Raw genomic sequence first — 20859 nt, 5'->3', positions numbered from 1 at the left:
GTTTTACCTCCCCAATCTATTGCGGTGTATTCGCTATTCCTTGTTTAATCCATTCCTCTCAGCCTTGGATCCAGAGCATCCCTTAATGCATCTCCTACGAGGTTAAAGGCTAAAACTACAATCACGATGGCAACCCCAGGCGCCAGGGAAAGCACAGGATTGGAAAGCAGATAGCGATAGCCATCATTAACCATGGATCCCCAGGAAGCTCCTGGCGGCGCAATTCCTAGGCCCAAAAAGCTTAATCCCGCTTCAGCGAGGATTGCCATCCCCAAGTTCATCGTAATCAATACAATGATGGGTGAAAGACAATTCGGGAGAACATGAACGAGCATATTTCGGAGACTGCTCACCCCAGTCAGTACACCAGCGATCACATAATCCGATTGTTTGACGGATAAAACTTGTCCTCGCATAAGCCTTGCATACTTAGGGACGGCAGCCAGACCCAATGCCACGATGACGTTAACAATCCCTCCGCCTAGCACGGCTCCAAGCGCCATCGCAAGGACAATCATCGGTAACGCAATCATCGCATCCATAATCCGCATAAAAACAGTATCAATCCAACCCCCAAAGTAACCCGAAATCAAGCCAATCGCCATTCCTAATGCACCTGCAATAATGACGACCACCAATCCCACTGTCAACGATACTCGCGAACCATAGATAATGCGGCTCAACACATCTCTTCCCAGCATATCTGTCCCTAGCCAATGAGTGGCGTTAGGCTGCAGTAAGGATTTTGATAAATCCTGTGCATAAGGGTCATGCGGGGCAATAAGCGGTGCAAAAATGGCTAGCAGCACGGTAGCAATCAGGATGATCAATCCCAACACAACCACCTTTCGGGCTAAGAACACGCGCAAAAAGCGGCTCACATTACTTTTCTGCGGAGGAAGTTCATTTAAGGAAGGTGCTAAGTTTGTTTCCGTTGTCATCATTTACACTCCTTTTTCCTATTTATACCGGATTCTTGGGTCGACAAAGCCATAGGCAATATCCACCAAAAGATTCGCGAAGGCTACCACCGTAGCGATAATGATTACAACACTTTGCACGACAATGTAATCTTTTCCGAATATCGACTGCACCATCAATCGTCCCATACCTGGAATATTAAATACCTGTTCGATAAATACGGACCCGCCGACTAGATTCGCCAATCCCATCCCCAATAACGTGATGACTGGGATCAAAGCATTCCGCAATGCGTGCTTCATGATTACATGATTTTCTTTTAAACCTTTCGCCCGTGCCGTACGAATGTAATCTTGTCGAATGACCTCAAGCATGGAAGAACGGGTTTGACGCGCCAGCTGGGCAAGGGAAACCAATGATAACAGAACCACCGGCATAATGCTTTGGTGTAGGCTCTTCCAAAAATCCTCAGACGGTGAAGTGTATCCTTGAACAGGCAGCCACCCAAGCTTTAAGGAAAACAAATAAATACCAAGAATCCCTAACCAGAAGATAGGCACCGCCATGCCGAGATTGGCTGTTACCGTAATCAAGGAATCCAACCAACCTCCTCGTTTTACGGCTGCGATCACGCCAGCAGGGATTCCAATGATCATGGCAAGGATAAAAGCCATAGTCCCAATATGAAAGGATACGGGCAATCTTTGCTTCATGAGTTCATTTACATCCTCGTTAAGGGATATTGATTGACCCAGATCCCCTCTGAGTAAATCCCCTATCCAATTTGCGTACTGAAGTGGAAGAGGTTTATCTAGTCCAAGTTCTTGTCTTAAATGCTCAACTTCCTCTTGCGTAGCATTATCGCCCAGCATAATCGAAACGGGATCCCCCGGAAGTAAATGCATGAGTGAGAATACGAGAATACTTACAATGAATAGTATTACTATCGTTTGAAACAACCTGCGTACAATGAATGTAAACATTATCAAATCTCCTTATCATTGCATCTTTTTAGTAAATTTAGATTTGCTGTTATTTTCTGAAAATTATAATCGATATTTTGGACACTTCTCTTTCTTTATTGTTCTTTAATGATAATTTCATCGCCCAACCATTCAAACCTGGCATTGAGACGAGCTTTCCTCGTTATTTTATCCATATAATCAAAAACCTTCTGACCATTTTCATCTTTTCCCAATACGATTGGCTTTCCGGATTTATCAATTATGCACGGCAAATAACTGGTTTGAACGATGGCTCCATTCTCGATTTCACATTTTGCTATAATCGTATAAATGGCTTCCGGATGGAATGGATAAGTAGGATATTCGGGATCCGGCTCAAATCCGAATAATTCAATTCTGCGCATCGCCCACGAATCCGGATCTTTGTCTTCAGACGGAGCAAGCAAAGGGACCCATGTTACGAAATTACAAAGCCCATGGTAGATAGTTTTCCCTTTATAAACCTCTATCCCTCTTAAAATATGAGCATGATGGGATACCACCAAATCGGCTCCAGCATCAATAGCTGCACGGGACACCTGTTGCTCATACTGAGCAATCTTTATGGGAATATGACCAATTCCCTTATGAAAAGCAACAACGAGAACATCACACATCGATCGAACCTTAGCAATATCCTCCTGCATGGCCTTTAATGTCTCCATTGTTGCCCAGGAATAAATCGTAGGCGGTCCGCCAGGGGTTTCATGATCGAGTTCATAATGGGTAATAATTTCCAAATAGGCGTTCCCCGGATTATCCTTAGTTGCCCACGTATTCTTCGGTCCCACACAGTTGTAATTGAGATAGCCAATTCGCATACCCTTTTGCTGAAGGATCACGGGTCGCTTTGCTTCCTCCAGATTCATACCCGCACCGACATAAGCGATGTTATGTTTGTCCAGCCACTCTATTGAATCCTCGACTCCTGCAGCACCTGCATCCATTAAATGATTACCAGCCATAGTAACCAAGTCAAATCCGTTCGAGATTAGCGGAGATAGATTCTCAGGAATACGTCCCAACTCCACCGCTTGCTTATTCCTTTTGGTATGGGTCACTTCCAATTGACCGACCACGATATCGGCTGCAACTAGCGTTGTTTTGACTTCTGAAAAATATGGTTCTGGATCAGGACCAAGAATGATATCTCCTACATTGAGAAGAGTTATTTTTTGATTCCCCATCTTTTCCACCCCCTTTATGATAGACTTGTAATTTATATGATTCCTGCTTCTTCAAGCTCCTTTAAATCAAAATCATTTAATCCCAACAGCCCTTTATACACTTCCTCATTATCCTGACCCAATAAAGGTGCTGGCTTTACCTCAAGCGGCGAAGCTGAGAGTTTCATCGAGTTGCCAGGAATGACTAACTTACCTCTAACTGGATGGTCGATTTCCACCATCGTCCCGCGCTTTCGAAGATATTCATCATTCGTAATATCCATCGTTGAAAGGACAGCAGCAATCGGAACATCAGCCTGTCCAATAATTTCCATAGCTTCATGTTTTGTGTAATTTCTAGTCCATTCACTGATCATTTCATCTATTTCTTCCTTATATATATATCTTGACTCAGGTGTTGCAAATCGCGGATCATCCAAAAGGTCGGTTCGGCCAATTACTTTCAGTAGCCTTTTCCATTGAGGGCTGTCCGGCACACGAGAAGTATAGATGAATACATAATCATTAGGACCGCCTGGCTTACATGGATAAACGTTACATGGCGCAACCGCGGCCATAGGCATTTCATTGCCAACTCTAGGCGCTTCGTCTCCAGTCATAAATTGACGGCACCATGTCGAACGGCTGAAATTTATCATTACATCCTGCATGGTTACCTCTACCTGTTGGCCAACTCCTGTTACGGTTCGTTGGTAAAGTGCCCCCAAAATAGCAATGGCGCAATGGTAACCAGCACCACTATCCGCAAAGTTTACACCCGCATGCATAGGTGGTCCATCCTTTTCTCCGGTTACACTCATCACAACACCCGCAGCCTGACCAATAGCATCAAATGCTGGAAATTTTGCATAAGGACCATCAGAACCAAATCCTTTTATTTGAGCGTAAATCATTTTGCTGTTAATATCCCGGACCGTTGCGTAATCAAACCCTAGTCGTTCAATGACACCTGGAGAAAAATTTTCTACTAAGACATCGGCTTTCTTAATTAACTTCTTAACGAGCTCTTTTCCTTCTGGCTTTTTGACATCTACCGTAATCGATTTCTTATTAGAGTTAAGAATAATGAATCCATATGAATCTGCTCCCGCCTGGTCTGCCGACGCTCCTCTTCCCTGTTCACCAGTTCCTGGACGTTCTAGCTTAATTACCGTAGCACCTAGCCAAGCCAACGTTTGAGTACATACTGTACCTGACTCAAACTGTGTAAAATCGAGAACAACGATTCCTTCTAAAGCTGATTTTCTCAATGTCACAACCCCCTTATCCTTTAGAGCCTTATTTTATTCAGGTTTAACCTTTACACGTTCCTCCAAGAATTGTTCAAGTTCTTGAATCATGGCAGAGTCATCCCAAGAGCGCGCATCCACTGGATCTGCTCTTAATTGGAGTACAGGAATACCAGCATCTTCAAATGCTTTTTTAATAAAATAAGTGCCTCCTGCCCCCTGCGTGCAGCTGTCTGAAATCAAGTGGACGACACCATCAATTTTGTTCAGCTTCGCTTCCTTCACATACCAGTCACTGTTCCAAGGAGGCATATGCAGCATATCCTCCATACCGACAAAACGGCTGGCTAATGTGCGCAACGGATCTTCTCCGTATCTGGCATAGGCGTCTGCTGCTAAACCCAAATAAATGGACCAAATAAAGGAAGCACCATACTTTTTCTCGAAATGCTGATAAAACCCGAGATTAAACCATAATCCTCGTCCAACCCATGCTAGTCGAACTCGTTCATTTGGATTGGCTGATTCTCCACGTTCAACCAGCTCACTAACTTCCTCATATAAAGATCTGGCAATATCAACAGCCCACTCTGTACCGCGCTGCCATTGTGGAACCATAACTGTTTGTACGGTATCCGTAATACTGACAGGAGCTGGGACCGTTTTGGCGATGAGGTCACGAGTCTTTTTGTTATACTCAGCCTGTTCATTAACCAGACTCATTACCTTTTTAAAACGGGTTTCACTAAACGTTTTACCCGTGTTTGTTTCTAGAAATCTGATCAATCCCTTAAAATCCTCAACCAGTAAATCCAGACGATGTGGTTCAAAGAGCTCATCCCAGTTCCTGCTAGCCTTCGTCCACCATTCATCAGGAATTTGCAAGGGCACGGTATTCTCAAGCGGATAAAACGGAACTCCATATTCCCTTGCAAGCAATTCAAAGATTTTTGCTTGTGAATCACACGTTAAACGAGTAATTGCAACCGTTGGTTTAGGCAATCCGCCCCAAGGACCCTTCTCTGGCTCGGGATCAAAGGAAGAAGCAAGGGCCAAAGAGCAATAACGGCACAAATCCTGTCGGTAGCCTTTTTCATTGAGCAAATCTAGATAATAAGGAGCCTTTTGTTTGGCTGAGCATACTGACGACCACCATTGATTAACCACATAGGGAATATCCATCGCACGCAAAATTTCTTGAGGAACATCGGCATTGACCACAGCTAAGGGTTCGCCCGCTGCCACTCTTTCCTTTAGGCCCATGAACCACTCTTTCTGATAGGCCGTTGCCCGGGCTGCTGTTTTCAGTTTCTTTACACTCACTCGCGAACCAGATTTTGGTAGCAAGGTTGGATTTGATTGTTCTGTCATCTTATGTTGACCCTCCCTTTCATGGATACAATAAATTCAGACAACTTCCGCTTACTTTCCTCTGTTATCGGTCCATAAGGCTGATCCTCTAATAACAAGACCGATACTCCTTGAGCCTCTAAGGCTTTACGTTGTGACGGGTAATCCCAGGATATGGCATCATGCTTCTCGTAAACATAAAAAACAACGGCTTTTGCCTTCGTATTTTTCACTTGTTCAACCAGGCTTTCCACTCGTTGGGTTACGGTTGCCTGACCTGATACGGGTGGACGAAGGTGATAACGGTCCACGATTCCATCGACCGGATCTGCCTGTGTATCAATAAAACCTTGAGCATGGCGATCTCCCATCTCGTGATCTTCACCTACCACAACTCCCCCATTGGACTCGACCCACTCGTAAAGATAGGGATGATCTTGAGCACTTCCTGTTACAAAAATAGGTGTGCCTCCAAGAGCTGGAGTTCCTTTTATTTCATTTAACAGTTGCTTCAACAATGAGTTATACTCTTCTCTCGGCATAACCATGGATGAACCTATAATATGTAAAGCTTGGGTCCCGCTAATTCTAGGTGTTTCAGAATCTCTCAATTCCATTATCTCTTTAAGTAGCTTTCTAGTTTCATTACATAGGTTAATGGCATACTCCAATTTTTGATTCGTTATCTCCTTACCGGTCCAAGCTTCGACTTCACGAATAAAGGCTTTTAACCGGTTTCGATTATACAAACCGCTCATTCGAAACGGGGTATGCAAAAAATCGAAAAAGTACAAGGGAGGAACATGATTCTTAGACTCTACTTTTCTTATCGCTCTTAAATAATAGTAGACTCTAATGATTGCATCCGAAGAATTTGAAATGACCAAACGATCCAAATATGAATAAGCTCCGTTTACAATTTGATCAAACTGAGAAACGGTATAGGGATCAAAGCCTTTTTCCAGATATTGATCTGCTATTTCTACTCTTTTGTCCGGGTTTCCGAACACTCTCACTGGTATAATATCAGCTGCGATTAACACTTCCTCTGGGACGTCTGTTCCAAAACAGCCTACTAATTGTTTCCCTCTTTGTTTCCATTGCAGGGCTGTTTTGTCTCTGTGCTGGTAAGCTTGATACAATGCTTGATAGGCTTGAGATTGAAGTAACACTTGAAACCCTCCTTACGAATTAAGATATAAGTTCACTTGTTATTCACTAATCTATTCACTACAAGAATTTCTTCTCCATCCCACTCGTATTCCGTTTTCAACCCAACTTTTTCGGTAATGCTTCTTAAATAATCAAGCATTTCTTGACCTTTTTTCGATCTTCCTACCAGCTCAGGCTGGCCCGTTTTATTGACAAAGCACGGAATAACAGCAGCTCTAGTAATCTCATTTTTATCAATCGTACATTTAGCAAACATCGTAAATTTTGCCTCTGGATGAAAGGGATAAGTTGTATATTCTTGGTCAGGCTCGAAGCCAAACATCGCTTTTCGTCTTTCCGCCCAATTTTCTGGCAGCGGCCCCGTATGGAGTGCTTCCATCGGAAGATACACGAAACCATTGCATAAGCCATGAAATATAGGTTTGCCTTTATACCATTCCACCCCTTTTAAAATATGAGAGTGATGGGAGATAATAAGATCGGCACCAGCATCTATTGCTTCGTAGGATACCTGTTGTTCGTACTCTACCAAACTTGCTGGAGTATGAACGAGTCCTTTATGGAGGGCAACTACCACAAAATCACATTGTTCCTTCAGCTTCTTAATGTCCTCCTTCATCCACCCCATGGTTTTTGGCTCAGCATATGTATATATCTTAGGTAGTCCTCCTGGATTCGCGTGATCCAAGGCATAATGGGTAATAATGTGGATGTAGGCATTACCGGCCTTCCGAGACCCTGCCCACGTTTCTTTAGGTCCGACACAATTGTAGTTAAGAAATCCGATTCTTGTATTGTTCCGCTCTGTTATGAGCGGTCTTCGAGCTTCTGTTAAATCCATTCCTGCTCCAAGATACTTGATTTGATTCTGGTTCAGCCAATTGATTGTGTCTTCAATGCCTTCCTCACCATAGTCCATTAAATGGTTTCCAGCTAAAGTCAATACATCAATTCCTGCATCGGCTATCGGTTTAAGGTTTTGTGGTATGCGACCTAAAGATACCGCATGTGCATCCCTTTCTGTGTGAGTTACTTCCAGCTGACCTACTACTAAATCAGAATCATCAAACAATGATCTTGCATTTTCAAATAAGTAATCACAATTAGATCCAAGTATGATATCTCCTACTGCAATGAAATCTACCGTTTTTTTAGTCATTGATTTCCTCCTTACTACATAAGTAGAATCCCTTCACATATTTAGTTAGTTAACTAAATAGATTGAGGAAAGGATTTTAGCATTCGTAGCCAAATCCAAGTTTACTAGTTATAGAAGTGCCAAGTAGTTACGAAAGACACTAACTATGAATCTTAACGTTTTCTAGACTAGTCTCAAGGTTATTAAGCATTTTTTTTAACTGAATCTGCATCACTTTCAATTCGTCGTCGGTAAAGTTATAGGTTAAACACTTTTCAATTACATCTACTTGCTTGAGATGAAATTCTTCCATTTCAATTCCCTTCATTGTCAGGAAAATCCGATTGACACGAGCATCTTGCGGATCTAATTTACGATAAATAAGACCCTTAGACTCCATCGAATTAATCAGCGCTGTTACAGAAGCTGGTTTAAAGCCTAGAATTTCTACTAATTCTTTCTGTGTCAACCCTCGATTCTCACTTGTCCACAAACTGACTAATACCTGTAACTGGGACGTATTCAAGCCGAATTTTGCTCCATATTGACTAAATATGAGATCGACATTGCGATATATTCTCTTAATTAAAGACCCATACCATTTATCTCTATCGATAAAGGACATCTGAAACCCTCCTATAACACTTCTTAATGATGGTTCATCCTGTTTAATATTTAGTTAGTTAAACTAAACAAATGGCTAAAAAAAACGACGTGACAACTACTTACTACAAGGGGTAAAGCACATAAACAGCCTTCAGCTTCATAAAAACGCTTACAATTAACTTTAAATAGAAAATGCTTGCATATGCAAAAACTCACGAGCTAAGTTTTTGAACATTTGTTTGAATATTTTTTTTTTGAAAAATATAACTAATCAGATTATAAGTTATATTCAGAAAAGTACAAACCGTTTTTTGGTGAAAAAAGCAATTCAAATTTCATGCATTTGTTTTTAATAATATTAATATGGTTGTAATATAAATTACACCTACTTGGTGAAGGAATTTAATTATTATTTTCCGTCATGATGACCTAGAGGTCCTACCTTTCATACAAATCATAGAGTTTGTAGGCTAGCATCAAATTAAACCTTTCTTCAGCATCATCGATATTCAATTGTAATATATCCCTAATTTTTTCTAATCTGTATTTCAAAGAACTTCGGTGAATAAATAAATGTTCCGCTGTCTCTTTCAAATTCCCGTTCATCATTAAATAGACGCGCAGTGTATCGAACAGATCTTTGCCCTTACCATTCCCATACTCAAATAACGGATTGAAGTAGTTTTTGAAAAACATGTGGGCGGAAAAAGCATCTTGCAGATTGTATAGAACAGAGTAAGAACCTAAGCTATCAAACGTGAGGAATTGCTTGCTCGGGTAATTATGGATGACAATCTTAAGTGCTTGCAGCGCTTGGCGGTAGCACGTGTAATAGTCTTCTAAGGAACTCGTCCCCTTGCTTATGCCAATAAAGACATCCATACCTTGCATATTTGCCTTAATAATCTTTTTCATTCGGGAATGGATGGTACTCCAAAAATCCTTTTTCTCTAACTCTTTCTTCTCGGAAATTATCAGCACATACTGCCCAGCCCTTCTTGAAATCATCAATCCTGGTTCATATTGCATCAAATCCTCCCTGATACGTTCCCAAAGCCATGTCTTTTTTGATTCTATCGTCAATAAATCTTCTTCCCCAGATAACCAATCTTTTGATTCGATGGAGAATAAAGCCACTTTGTTTGGTTCGAAAATATTGACGTTGAACAAATAAGCATATTCAATTAACTTCTCCCTATCTTCTATCTTTTCAGAAAATAACTGATGGATAAAACCATCCTTTACCTGCTCTTTCACATCCAAAACAAGCTTCTGCTTGATAAACTGAATCGCATAAACGTCCAATGCATGATTCAAGGCAATGCGCACAAGCATGTCCAATTCCTTCTTATTGATTTTTATTCCTAAAAATCCGAGGAGATCTCCTCCTCCCATTACTCTCCATACGGCAAATTCACTTAGTGAATCAAGTTTAAGCCACTTCTCCCGACTGTTCGAATTAAGGATTTTCCACTTTTCTTTATTAACAAGAGCAAATACCTGCTCGAGGACCTCTCCTTGATCCTCTGTTGAACGAAAAGAGATAGGTCTTAGAAATCGGTCAAATAACACGACTGTGCGACCAAGCATCTCGGACAGCGATGAAGTAATTTCATTGAATCCTTCCCCTACCAATGTCCGTTTAACTAATTCCTGTTGATGAACCATGAGCTGCTCCAAACGACGCTTATCTTCCATTTCCGTTTTATATAAACGGGCATTTTCAATAAGAATCGAAATGTGTGAAGACAGAAACTGCAATAACTCTAAATCTTCTCTAGAAAAAAGACCTTTTTCTTTATTGACAACATGAAGCACGCCGATGGTTTTAAGATTAACGATGAGTGGTATCGTAATTTCACTACCACCTTCCCGATCTAAAAAAGGAAAATAATGAAATAAGTTATTGTCTTCTTCGAGTTTAATTTGGGTCTTGGAAACCAAAGGTCCAAAGGAAGGAGGTTGATAGAGGAAACAATTTTGCATCTCGTCATAAAGATAGACAATAGATGATTCAGCACCTGTCCCTTTTCCTGCCCTTTTTGTGATATTAGCCACTAGCTGCTCAATGGAAGAACCGAGATACACATTTTCCTTCAGCCATTCCATTCCCTGGATTTGTTTCTTCTCATTTTCCTTCCCCTGGGCTATCCCAATGGCAGCTGCGATATCCTTTCCAAATTCTTCAAATAGCTTACTTGCGTTAAGTATGAGGGGAACCTGTTGCAAGTAGCCGATCACACAAACGCCCAAACTTTCGGAACCGCTTTCTTTTATAGGAACAGTAAACCAGGTAGCAAATCCTTCATCTTCTATATGTTTCAAAAAATCACTTTTCACCCGATCACTCATATCGTCATAGCAGCAGGTTGGCTCTGTTAAGATGAGTTCAGAGCATCGTGTGCGATCGAGCGGAAACGCCTTCTCAAACGTTGATCCACTTCCTTTGCTCACTCTAATAGTCAAAAACTCATCATTTTTTAAGATAATCGAAACATAATCGCATCCAAACTGCTCCCAAAAGGATTCTATAAGATAATGAAGTGTTTCATCGACAGTGTTGAATTTAACAAGTTGTCTAGCGGTTTTCCTTAAATGAGAATCAATATTTCCGATTCTTCGATTTCTCTCCACATGAATCATATGAACACCCCTTTACCGAAAATAGCTTATTAATTAAATTATACTAATTTTTATAATATTCAAACAATCATAATTTATAAATAATTATATTTTTTCATCTCTTCGTAGGAAAAATTGCAAAAAAGTTGATCATGTGACTGACCAACTCTGGCAAATTCAAAGAATATTATCGTACACTATGTACGAAAAACACAACTAGTTTCGGCCAGGTTGAACGTACAATTAATTTTAGGAAGATTTTATAATGTAAACATGCTTCATATAACAAATTTAGAATTAAAAATAGAATAGAGAAAGGGTTGAATACTATGACAGCTACCTTTAAGGTTGGTGTGGTCGGTGCAGGAAACATGGGTTCTGGGATCGCACAAAAGATGGCTCAAGAGGGATTCCAAGTCATTCTTGTTGATGTAAAAGATGAATTTGTACAAAGAGGAATGGAATCTATTAGAAAGACACTACAGGAGGGATTGGAGCGAAAGGTATTTACCCAAGCACAAGTTGATTCGACACTTTTGCGTGTGAAGGGGACAACTTCCCTTGAGGACCTTACCGATGCTGATCTGGTTGTTGAAGCCGTCTTCGAAGACATAGATGTAAAAGGGCAGCTATTCCAGCGTCTTGATACCATTTGCCACTCCAAAACCATATTCGCAACCAACACTTCTAGTTTTTTTGTTCACAAAATTGCAAAATATACAAATCGACCTGATAGATTTATAGGAATGCATTACTTCTATCATCCTGCAAAAAATCGTTTGCTAGAGATCGTTCCCCATGAAGGAACCAGTAAAGAAACTTTGGAAAAAGTTCTTCTTATTGGTAAGCTGCACGGAAAAACCAATATTGTGGTAGCAGACACTCCTGGTTTTGCAGTCAATCGATTTTTTGTTGTTTTCCTTAATGAATCGGTACGGATACTTGAAGAAGAAATTGCCAACATACCAACTATTGAAAGCGCTACAAAAAAGGCATTTTCAATAGGAATGGGTCCCTTTGAGCTCATGAATGTAACCGGAATTCCGATTGCCGTTCACGCCTCGACAACACTAGGGAATGAAATTGGACCTTTCTATGCAACAGCAGAGCTTCTTAAGCAGCAAATGAATTTGAAAACCAATTGGGATCTTTCCGGTGAGGTTGATGAAACGAAGATAGATGCTGTCGTTAACCGGTTGTATGGGGCGACATTAGGAGTTGCTGCTGAACTTGTTGAACAAGGCGTTGCTAGTATTGAAGATACAGATCGTGGCGCAAAAATCGGACTTCGTTGGCGTTATGGTCCATTCGAACTTATGAACAAAGTTGGCGTTGAAAAAGTGTACGAGAATGCCTTAGCTCTCCTCGAGCACAATCCGGACTTCAAGGTATCCAAACTTCTTGAGAAGCAAGCCAAATCCGGACAACCCTTTGAATTCAATTTTGTTGATCTAGAAATTAAGGAGAACATTGCCTATATTACCATTAACCGTCCAGAAGCAATGAATGCAATAAATCCTGACGTTGTTGCCCAGCTTGAGAATAGATTTGATGAAGCTGAAAACAATCCGCAAGTTAAAGCCATTGCCATTCAAGGCGCTGGAAAGGCCTTTATTGCAGGCGCGGATATCAAATTCTTTATTAATAACATTACAAACAACACTCTTAATAAAACAGTTGAGTTTACTCTTAAGGGACATGAGCTCCTTTTGAGATTAGAAAACTCACATAAGCTGACAATTGCCGTTCTTGATGGTTTGTCACTCGGTGGAGGCAGCGAGCTTGCCTTGGCTTGTCAGAAAATTGTAGCAACACCTGCAGGTTCCCTAGGATTCCCAGAAACAGGAATTGGAATCTATCCTGGTTTAGGTGGAATGATTCGGATGGAAAGACATGTTGGACCAGAACTAACTAAGTATTATGTATTTACTGGCAAAACATTAAAAGCTGCTGAAGCCTATCAATTAGGCATCGTATCACTTCTTACCGAGCCGGCAAATATTGATTCGGCCATTAGAGAATTAGCTTTTGCGGAAAGAGTCAACAAGTACCGTGACCGTGAAATTCCTGAAACTTTTGCTGATCGTAAAGCAATCTGCTCCGTATCGAATGTCCAACGTCTCTTAGAAGGCATTCAAGTTACGGATATTGATGAAAAGTTTGCTGAACAGACAGCAAAAATCTTGGCCGTTAAGGCGCCAATCGCACTCTCCATGGTAAATGAGCTGATTAATGCACAATCCAAAGTCACCATTGAGGAAGCGATAACTCTGGAGTTAAACCGTCTTATTGAGATCTTTTCAACTGAGGATGCGCTGACAGGGTTACAGTCCCCTCCAGGAAAGCCTCCGAAATATAAAGGAAAATTAAAAAGTAGGATATAAAAAAATAACCTAAAGGATGATTGCTAACTCCTTTAGGTTATTTTCTTTAATTGGATACCATACCCAAGTCCTTTTTAAGGAAGTTTAACGATTTGAGTATTAATTCCCTTTTTATCCACAACTTTAAGACGGTTAATGATTTCATCCGTTACCTCTTTAGTCGTGTACTTTCCACCAATGTCCGGTGTTAAAAATCCATCCCTCGTAACGCTTTCCACAACATTCAATAATGTGCTTCCGAGTTCTTCTTCACCAAAGTGATCCAACATCATTTTTGCTGTCCAAATCTGACCAATTGGATTTGCAATACCTTTTCCTACGATGTCCGGAGCTGAACCATGAACAGGTTCAAACATGGAAGGATATTTTCCATTTACATTGATATTCGCCGCTGGAGCAATTCCGATGCTTCCCATGATAGCCGCACCTAAATCTGTCAAAATATCCCCAAACAAATTACTTGCTACAATAACGTCAAATCTGTCAGGATGGGTAACGAAAAATGCTGATAAAGCATCAATATGTTGTGAGTCGGTACTTATTTCTGGATAATCTTTTGATACTTCTTCAAACACATTATCCCAAAAAGGCATAGAATGAATGATTCCGTTAGATTTCGTTGCACTCGTTACATGCTTTTTACGCTTCTTTGCTAATTCAAAAGCATAACGCATGGCCCTTTCTGTCCCTTTTCTTGAAAAAATAGCATTCTGAATGGCTATTTGATCTTCACCTTGATAGATTTTTCCCCCAACAGAGCTATATTCGCCTTCACTATTTTCTCGAACAACAATTAAGTCAAAGTCTTTTGGATTTAATAAAGGAGACTTAACACCATCAATTACTTTTGCTGGACGAATATTAATGACTTGTTCAAATTCACGACGGATTTTAATTAGAAGGCCCCATAATGAAATATGATCAGGTACAAGTTTTAAGTTACCTACTGCTCCTAAAAAAATACTATCAAAATCTTTTAATCTCTCAAGACCATCTTCAGGCATCATTTTACCATGTTCAAGATAGTACTCACAGCTCCAAGGGAAATTTGTAAACTCAAACTTTAAGCAACCATGGATGTCAGATAGCGTTTTCAAAACTTCGGTTGCTGCCAAAACAACTTCTTTCCCAATTCCATCTCCAGGAATGTTAGCAATCTTTAATGTTTTCATCCTCATTCTCCTCACTATTCTAAAAGTGTTCAAGAAAATCGGTCGCCAGTATCCAGTCGACTGTATCTATGTTTTGATTCTACAATAAGGCATATTATTCCGCAAGTAGTTTTTATAATTTTCTAACATTCGTAGAAATTTCCATAAAACACATTAAAACTTTGTATAGTATTTTTAAAAGGATTGGCCACTTTATTTGTAAAAATTAAAGAAAAGCAAACAAAAAACCATAACCTTAAAGATTATAGTTTTGTCTCTTCATAAGAATTAGATAGTATTTCAGTTAAATGTTCTAAATCAAGTTTTAAATGATTAATCATTGCCTGCGAAGCCTGGTCAGCTTCTCTCCTTTTAATACATTCAAATATTTTACGATGTTGATTAAGAATATTATCTGCACGATTTTCTCCCTGAGTGTTTAAAACTCGAAAGAAGTATATAAGTGATTTCAAATCATTTAGTTGTTTTTGTAATCGACTGTTTTGAGTGTAATTGATGATTAAACTGTGAAATAACTCATTAAGAGTAATAATAGTATCATTTTTTTGTGAATCACGAATTGCCTGTTCTGTATGCATCAGAGTTTTTTCAATTTCATCTAATTCATCGTTTGTAGCAATTCTAGTAACTAATTCAACTGCAAAAGATTCAAGCGCCATACGGCAAAAATAAATTTCCTCAACGTCTTTCATCGTTGGTTGGTAGACCATAACTCTTGATTTTTGATCAACTATTACAAGTCCTTCTTTTTCTAAGATTCGTATAGCTTCTCTTACTGGACTTTTACTCACATTAAAATCTTTAGCTAGTTGGGTCTCAATAATCCGATCGCCTGGCTTTAATTTTCCTTCAAATATCATTTTCTTAATTGTATGATATAATTTTTCATAATATGGTACAGGTTTTTCTATAGCAAAATCACTCATAGTCTCATCCTTTTTTACTTTTACATATGTTTAAAGTTTATATTATTTTATAAGTGCAAACAATCAGGCTTTATAGAACTTTAATAAAACTTTATCTGGTAATCTAGTGGCATAGCATACAAAGATGTGATTCATCAACCATTTATATTTTTCATCATATACCTCAAAAGTTGGAATGGTTCGAAAATAGTAAACATCAGGATCCACAAACTTACCTGATTTTACATCTTCCACATATTCCTTAGGAACTGTCCGTATTCCATTGTTTTCTATGTAAATGGCAGCACCATCCTCTAGCCTTATTGCATATCTAGCGGAAAGTTCACATTTTCCATCTGGACGAATAATTTGACTATCGATCCCTCCCGGTAAAACCTTGCCATTAAAACCATTTCCAATTACTTCACCTGACAATATAGGAATTAGCTGCCTTCTCCCGACAATTTCATCCTGCCCCACTACAATAGGTTTATCAACCTCAATAAAAACACTAAATACTTCCTCAAGTGATGTTTTTGTAGTCAAAATTTTTCCCACCTTAATATTTTTTAATTGTTACTGGAAACCGAATCGTAACCGTGGTTCCCTTCCCTTTTTCGCTATCAAAGTGGATGGTTCCTTTATACTTTGCAGCAATATTAAAGCAAATCATCATTCCTAGACCCGTTCCTTTACTTTTTAACGAGTAAAATGGAGTACCAAGGGAATCAATTTCTTCTTTTGACATCCCTTGTCCACGATCAATCACTTTAATTTCAACTAAGCCCTTTTTACTTTCAGCGCTAACTACAACAGAATCACCGTCTTTGGATGCTTCTATGGCATTTTTAATAATATTAATTAATAGCTGTTTAAATTCAATAGTATTCGCAGCGATATAACAATCCTCATCCATACTTAGCATAATCTCATTGTCATGTATGAGGCCATATGTGTTGAGTAAATCCGTTACACTTTGAAGAACATTTTTTACATTTACTAGTTCCGTTTCATTATCTTTGTCGGGCTTGGCTATGGATAAAAATTGAGAAATTACCTGTTCTGCCGTGTTTAATTCATTAATCATTAACGAAAAATGCTGCTTACTATTTTCATTATATGTATTATCTTTCTCATATATCTGTAAGAAGCCTTTAACAACTGTTAATGGATTTCTAATCTCATGTGCCACAGCTGCAGCCAGCTGCCCAGTTGTTTTCAGACGTTCTGTTTGTTTAATTTGCTCATAGTAGAGCTTTTGTTTCTCCAACCTTCCATACGATAAATAAAAAATAAAGTAAAGAATGGCTTGGCTTCCTAAAAAGTTAATAATATTTCCGATTAAATCTTCTCTTATATAAGGATAAAGATTTCCTCGATCACTTAAGGCAATATAGCTAAAAAGACTTATAATGGAGAAAGTATTTAATAGTAAGGAAAGATAAAAAAGTTTTGTATCAAAAAACAAGATTGAAATCGCAGGAATAAAGCATAAAAATATAAAGTTAGACCAGGTATTCGGATATAAAAAGAAGATGGTATAAAAGTAACTAGATGCAACGACGATTATAATGATTCTAAGAAAATGCGATTTATATAAAGGGTAAATTATTTAGCATATAGAAAAAAAGAAAACTAATATACCATGCGTAATATAGCTTGGTCCAGGATGATGCAGAAGTGGATTACCGGCAAACAGCCCAAGTAGCATAAGTGCAATCACCAATAACACTGTGCTGTAATATACCTTTTGATTAATTTGAGTATTTTTTTTCTTCATACGTATCCCTTCTGCTAAAAGCCGAAGCTTAATTTGTATCAAACTTCCTATATTCTATCATATTTGCTTTACCGAAATATAAAGCTACAGGTTAGATTGTATAAAAAATAGCCTCAGTAGAAACTGAAGCTAAGTAAATATAGACATCCAAATATCTAGGATGACAGATGAACATATAGTATCCTTCCTCATCTGCATTTTCTATCTTTTCTTTAATGATTCAAATTGGTTGTAATTCGGATCCATGGTTCCATTCTAATATGAACGGTTTTATTACTAATCTCATACGAGTGTCTTTTGGTGTGTCATCTTTCACACAAGATAAGTTTAAAAAAACGGGGTAGTCAAATTCATTTTATTGTTTTTTCAATTCATTAACAATCTCATTAATACGTTTTTCCACTTCATAAAGGTTCTTCTGCATCCGATCACGCCGACTGGTCAAGACCTTCAATTCCTCATTCAATTCCTCTGTTTTGCTCATGATTTCCCCTCCAAATTATGATATATCATTATGCTAGCAGGAAACCTATCTTTAGATTGGTTTCCTTGAGATATCATTACTGAAATTCATCTTCTTTATTATTCTTAACGTAATAATTTTAATTCGTTAAAATCTCCAATTGCTTATTTTCTTGACTCTTTGTATACAAACGTATACAATAAAACACAAGAAATGTATACATTTGTATACTTAGAAAGGAGTTTTATGATGAGAAACGAGGGAAATATGGGTCATCACAAAGACAGGCATCACCGCGGGGATGGGCATAAGCATAAAGATCATAAACATGGTGCCAAAACTTTCAGACGTGGAAGAGCGCTAGCATTTCTAGAAATGTTGAATACTAAACGCTCCACATTAAAGCAACAACTCATTACACCAGAGCTTCAATCAATTAATCCCATTCTTGTTGGGGAGTTAAAAGCCATTGAAATGGTAATTAGTGAATTTATTCAAGTATTTGAGCTGCACGAAGTAGAAGAACTCGAGTTTAATAATCAAAAGGAAACATCATCATTCCCTTCTTCAGAGTCACCTGAAAATGGTGTGAATGAAAGTAATGATAAGGTATAAATTGACTAGATTCGGCTTTATTAATTCGTGATGTTAGAGAAAGTTCCATAAGGACGTTTATTTGGTTCTACAAATTACTTACAAATTGACTTGGAGGAAAAACACTTGGATATCTTAGAAATAATGAAAACTCGACGTAATATAAAAAATTTCAAACCAGATCCTATTGACCCTGATAAGCTTCAATCATGGTTAAATGCCGCGGCTATGGCTCCTAATCATAAAATGACAGAACCTTGGGAAATTTATATGATCGGTCCTGAGACCAGAACAAAACTAAATCATAAAATAAACTTCGGTAATGCTCCAGTTGTGTTAGCGGTGTTATCTAAGCATGGTAAGACTGATAGTGAAACAGAGGAAAACACACTAGCTACTGCATGTTTCGTTCAAAACTTCAATTTAGCCGCATGGTCAGAAGGTGTGGGAACATTCTGGTCTTCTATGGGAGGGAATCCGAAAAATCGTGAAATCCTTGGTGTACCGGATGATTATGATGTAATTGGCGTTTTTGGTGTTGGTTATCCAAATGAGATTCCAGAACCAAAGCAACGTACACCTATTGAAAATAAATTGAAGCAGCTTTTGTAGGATAGGGGTTAGTTTAATTTTTCACATAATTAGACAGAAAAAAGAGGAACTATCGCTAGGGTAGTTCTTCTTCTTTTTTGCCAATTCCCCTATTTCTTATCTGGCTGTTTCTATTTTTTACAAAACATCACCTAGTAATTACTACGCCACTATTTTTATATCAATATAATCTAACTGAAGCTGACCACTTTTACAAAGAAGATGTAATGAATATTTTTTGGTTTCAGGATTGATGAACAATGGTGTATCAATCTCTGACCAATCACCATTTACATGTAACAAACAACTAAAGTGATCACAGACTAGTTGGAGTTCTCCATTTCCTCTTGCAAAAATTGAGAATTGGATATTAGGATATGATTTATCTGTAACAAATTCATATTCTAGACCTTCTCCTTCTGAGATATCAACAATGATATTTTCTTCCTTAGGCTCCGGCTCACCGCCGTGTCTTTTGTAATCTGGAACTCCACTTTTCCCATTTTCAAACAAAAGAAGTACTGGATCTTGCAAACGCAATTCAACTTGTTTTATTCGAGGTCTTATATTAGAGTATTGCAAATAGAATTCCCCATGAATCCTTATCGGTACTTGACATATGAGACTATTAAAAACAGAATCATTAATCATTGGATTTTGTATACACAGGAGAAAATCATTAAATATCTCAACTGCTTCATTTTGAGAAATAGATATATCTCCATCTATATATTCGATTAATTTATTCCATCCCTTAGGAGTAGAAAAGGAAACAGGCGAGTTGACATTGTCCATTTTTTTATAGGCCCAAAAAGACCATGAAATGTCCAATTTATCGTAAAGCGGGAATATAGCACAATACCACATAAGATTATTTTCTCCACCCTCTCCCATGAACAAGGGCACATTCAATTGATCTCGATAAGCTAGAAAACAAGCTAAGCTTTCTTGATCTGGCGGACTCCAATATTTATGAAATTGCAGCATGATATTAGCATCTAACTCTTCTATACTTACACCATCAAATATAGAGAAATCTGTTGCCCAATGAACGCCTTCCAGGATTATTAGATGATGTTGGTCAACACTTCGTATTGCTTGAATTAATTCTTTGTATAATGGGACAACTTGATCATTGAATTTTGAAAACCAATTCGGTAAAGGTTCATTTAATAAATCGTAACCGGCAATTATACTTTCATCCTTGTATCGTCTTGCAATTTCGGTCCAAAGGGCGATTAAATCAAGGCGATCTTGACGGTTCTTAAATAATTCAGGCTGATCCTCTGCACTATCATCAATGTTGGTTCCTGTTTGTCCGCCAGGTGCTCCATGCATATCCAGAATAATATAGATACCATATTTTTTACACCAGGCAATCAGTTGATCGATGTATTTAAATCCCTCTTCTTTCCAGCTATATTGTTGATTTTGCCTATCGTAAAGGTGACGAGCATTTAAGGGAAGCCGTACAGAATTATATCCTTTTTTTGCGATCAGCTCGATATCCCATTCTGTTATATAGGAAGAATAGTAGGTTTTCCAAAAATCCTCTGCATACTTCGAACCACAGAGCTCAATGATTAGTTTTTCCATCCGACGAGGACGATCACATTTGGTATATAACTTCCACATATAACCTTCAGGTAAAAGCCATCCCCCTAACCCGAAGCCTCGAAGCACAATCGGTTCATCCCCGCTAAATAGAGAGCTGTTCTCCCTTTTGATAAAGTTCATCTT

The 20859-nt window shown here is 38.6% G+C and carries 19 protein-coding genes; 3 read left to right on the top strand and 16 right to left on the bottom strand.

Translation table 11 applies throughout. The features are described from left to right. Positions 1-44: 44 nt before the first annotated feature. From ABC255_RS13095 to ABC255_RS13055, 9 genes are all read right to left on the bottom strand, one after another. On the bottom strand, positions 45-941 hold the full coding sequence (locus tag ABC255_RS13095) for an ABC transporter permease (protein WP_412994058.1): 897 nt from the start codon (positions 939-941) through the stop codon (positions 45-47). An 18-nt stretch (positions 942-959) separates the two neighbouring features. Then, positions 960-1904 carry an ABC transporter permease gene (locus ABC255_RS13090; protein ID WP_412994056.1) on the bottom strand — a complete coding sequence of 315 codons (945 nt, stop codon included), beginning with the start codon at positions 1902-1904 and terminating at the stop codon, positions 960-962. Positions 1905-1999: 95 nt separating this feature from the next. Beyond that, the gene (locus tag ABC255_RS13085) at positions 2000-3112 is read right to left on the bottom strand and encodes a CapA family protein (RefSeq protein ID WP_412994054.1); all 1113 of its coding nucleotides are present in this window, start codon (positions 3110-3112) and stop codon (positions 2000-2002) included. Positions 3113-3144: 32 nt separating this feature from the next. Beyond that, a complete protein-coding gene (locus ABC255_RS13080; protein WP_412994052.1) occupies positions 3145-4362 on the bottom strand; it encodes a CaiB/BaiF CoA transferase family protein in 1218 nt (405 codons plus the stop codon). Positions 4363-4395: 33 nt separating this feature from the next. Continuing rightward, positions 4396-5712, bottom strand: coding sequence for a 2-hydroxyacyl-CoA dehydratase subunit D (locus ABC255_RS13075; protein WP_412994051.1), 1317 nt, complete (start codon positions 5710-5712; stop codon positions 4396-4398). Then, on the bottom strand, positions 5709-6863 hold the full coding sequence (locus ABC255_RS13070; RefSeq protein ID WP_412994049.1) for a 2-hydroxyacyl-CoA dehydratase subunit D: 1155 nt from the start codon (positions 6861-6863) through the stop codon (positions 5709-5711). Before ABC255_RS13070 ends, ABC255_RS13075 begins: the two co-directional genes overlap by 4 nt. Positions 6864-6895: 32 nt before the next feature. After that, positions 6896-8023, bottom strand: coding sequence for a CapA family protein (locus ABC255_RS13065; protein ID WP_412994047.1), 1128 nt, complete (start codon positions 8021-8023; stop codon positions 6896-6898). 139 nt (positions 8024-8162) lie between these two features. Further along, on the bottom strand, positions 8163-8627 hold the full coding sequence (locus ABC255_RS13060; RefSeq protein ID WP_412994045.1) for a MarR family winged helix-turn-helix transcriptional regulator: 465 nt from the start codon (positions 8625-8627) through the stop codon (positions 8163-8165). Positions 8628-9046: 419 nt separating this feature from the next. Beyond that, on the bottom strand, positions 9047-11251 hold the full coding sequence (locus ABC255_RS13055; protein ID WP_412994043.1) for a helix-turn-helix domain-containing protein: 2205 nt from the start codon (positions 11249-11251) through the stop codon (positions 9047-9049). Positions 11252-11559: 308 nt separating this feature from the next. On the opposite strand from ABC255_RS13055, the gene ABC255_RS13050 reads away from it, so the two are divergent. After that, positions 11560-13614 (top strand): 3-hydroxyacyl-CoA dehydrogenase/enoyl-CoA hydratase family protein, encoded by a 2055-nt coding sequence (locus tag ABC255_RS13050; protein ID WP_412994042.1) that lies wholly within the window; start codon positions 11560-11562, stop codon positions 13612-13614. A gap of 74 nt (positions 13615-13688) precedes the next feature. Here the strand turns inward: ABC255_RS13050 and ABC255_RS13045 are convergent, their stop codons facing one another. The 6 genes from ABC255_RS13045 to ABC255_RS13020 form a co-directional block, all read right to left on the bottom strand. Further along, positions 13689-14786, bottom strand: a complete 1098-nt coding sequence (locus ABC255_RS13045; protein ID WP_412994040.1) for a tartrate dehydrogenase — start codon at positions 14784-14786, stop codon at positions 13689-13691. 242 nt (positions 14787-15028) lie between these two features. Beyond that, complete coding sequence (locus tag ABC255_RS13040) at positions 15029-15712, bottom strand: GntR family transcriptional regulator (protein ID WP_412994038.1); 684 nt, start codon at positions 15710-15712, stop codon at positions 15029-15031. Between the two features lie 63 nt (positions 15713-15775). Further along, a complete protein-coding gene (locus ABC255_RS13035) occupies positions 15776-16237 on the bottom strand; it encodes a DUF3237 domain-containing protein (RefSeq protein WP_412994037.1) in 462 nt (153 codons plus the stop codon). Between the two features lie 13 nt (positions 16238-16250). Continuing rightward, the gene (locus ABC255_RS13030) at positions 16251-17159 is read right to left on the bottom strand and encodes an ATP-binding protein (protein WP_412994036.1); all 909 of its coding nucleotides are present in this window, start codon (positions 17157-17159) and stop codon (positions 16251-16253) included. Between the two features lie 144 nt (positions 17160-17303). Beyond that, positions 17304-17471: a hypothetical protein gene (locus tag ABC255_RS13025; protein WP_412994034.1), complete on the bottom strand. Its 168-nt coding sequence runs from the start codon at positions 17469-17471 to the stop codon at positions 17304-17306. 355 nt (positions 17472-17826) lie between these two features. Further along, a complete protein-coding gene (locus ABC255_RS13020; RefSeq protein WP_335535947.1) occupies positions 17827-17955 on the bottom strand; it encodes a hypothetical protein in 129 nt (42 codons plus the stop codon). A 228-nt stretch (positions 17956-18183) separates the two neighbouring features. On the opposite strand from ABC255_RS13020, the gene ABC255_RS13015 reads away from it, so the two are divergent. Together ABC255_RS13015 and ABC255_RS13010 are read left to right on the top strand one after the other, a co-directional pair. After that, entirely contained in the window at positions 18184-18549 is a 366-nt protein-coding gene (locus ABC255_RS13015; protein ID WP_412994033.1) for a hypothetical protein, read from the top strand. A 105-nt stretch (positions 18550-18654) separates the two neighbouring features. Further along, on the top strand, positions 18655-19140 hold the full coding sequence (locus tag ABC255_RS13010) for a nitroreductase family protein (RefSeq protein WP_412994031.1): 486 nt from the start codon (positions 18655-18657) through the stop codon (positions 19138-19140). A 141-nt stretch (positions 19141-19281) separates the two neighbouring features. Here the strand turns inward: ABC255_RS13010 and ABC255_RS13005 are convergent, their stop codons facing one another. Beyond that, the gene (locus ABC255_RS13005) at positions 19282-20856 is read right to left on the bottom strand and encodes a glycoside hydrolase family 5 protein (protein ID WP_412994030.1); all 1575 of its coding nucleotides are present in this window, start codon (positions 20854-20856) and stop codon (positions 19282-19284) included. Positions 20857-20859: the final 3 nt, after the last annotated feature.

The organism is Neobacillus canaveralius, assembly GCF_047237705.1.
GTDB classification, from domain to species: Bacteria; Bacillota; Bacilli; order Bacillales; family Cytobacillaceae; genus Neobacillus; species Neobacillus niacini_K.
This window is presented reverse-complemented; position numbering and strand designations above follow the sequence as displayed.

Coding starts and splice junctions, on each gene's coding strand:
- ABC255_RS13095 (WP_412994058.1), bottom strand. CDS start 941: ATGACAACGGAAACAAACTTAGCACCTTCCTTAAATGAACTTCCTCCG.
- ABC255_RS13090 (WP_412994056.1), bottom strand. CDS start 1,904: ATGTTTACATTCATTGTACGCAGGTTGTTTCAAACGATAGTAATACTA.
- ABC255_RS13085 (WP_412994054.1), bottom strand. CDS start 3,112: ATGGGGAATCAAAAAATAACTCTTCTCAATGTAGGAGATATCATTCTT.
- ABC255_RS13075 (WP_412994051.1), bottom strand. CDS start 5,712: ATGACAGAACAATCAAATCCAACCTTGCTACCAAAATCTGGTTCGCGA.
- ABC255_RS13065 (WP_412994047.1), bottom strand. CDS start 8,023: ATGACTAAAAAAACGGTAGATTTCATTGCAGTAGGAGATATCATACTT.
- ABC255_RS13060 (WP_412994045.1), bottom strand. CDS start 8,627: ATGTCCTTTATCGATAGAGATAAATGGTATGGGTCTTTAATTAAGAGA.
- ABC255_RS13055 (WP_412994043.1), bottom strand. CDS start 11,251: ATGATTCATGTGGAGAGAAATCGAAGAATCGGAAATATTGATTCTCAT.
- ABC255_RS13050 (WP_412994042.1), top strand. CDS start 11,560: ATGACAGCTACCTTTAAGGTTGGTGTGGTCGGTGCAGGAAACATGGGT.
- ABC255_RS13045 (WP_412994040.1), bottom strand. CDS start 14,786: ATGAAAACATTAAAGATTGCTAACATTCCTGGAGATGGAATTGGGAAA.
- ABC255_RS13040 (WP_412994038.1), bottom strand. CDS start 15,712: ATGAGTGATTTTGCTATAGAAAAACCTGTACCATATTATGAAAAATTA.
- ABC255_RS13025 (WP_412994034.1), bottom strand. CDS start 17,471: ATGAAGAAAAAAAATACTCAAATTAATCAAAAGGTATATTACAGCACA.
- ABC255_RS13020 (WP_335535947.1), bottom strand. CDS start 17,955: ATGAGCAAAACAGAGGAATTGAATGAGGAATTGAAGGTCTTGACCAGT.
- ABC255_RS13015 (WP_412994033.1), top strand. CDS start 18,184: ATGAGAAACGAGGGAAATATGGGTCATCACAAAGACAGGCATCACCGC.
- ABC255_RS13005 (WP_412994030.1), bottom strand. CDS start 20,856: ATGAACTTTATCAAAAGGGAGAACAGCTCTCTATTTAGCGGGGATGAA.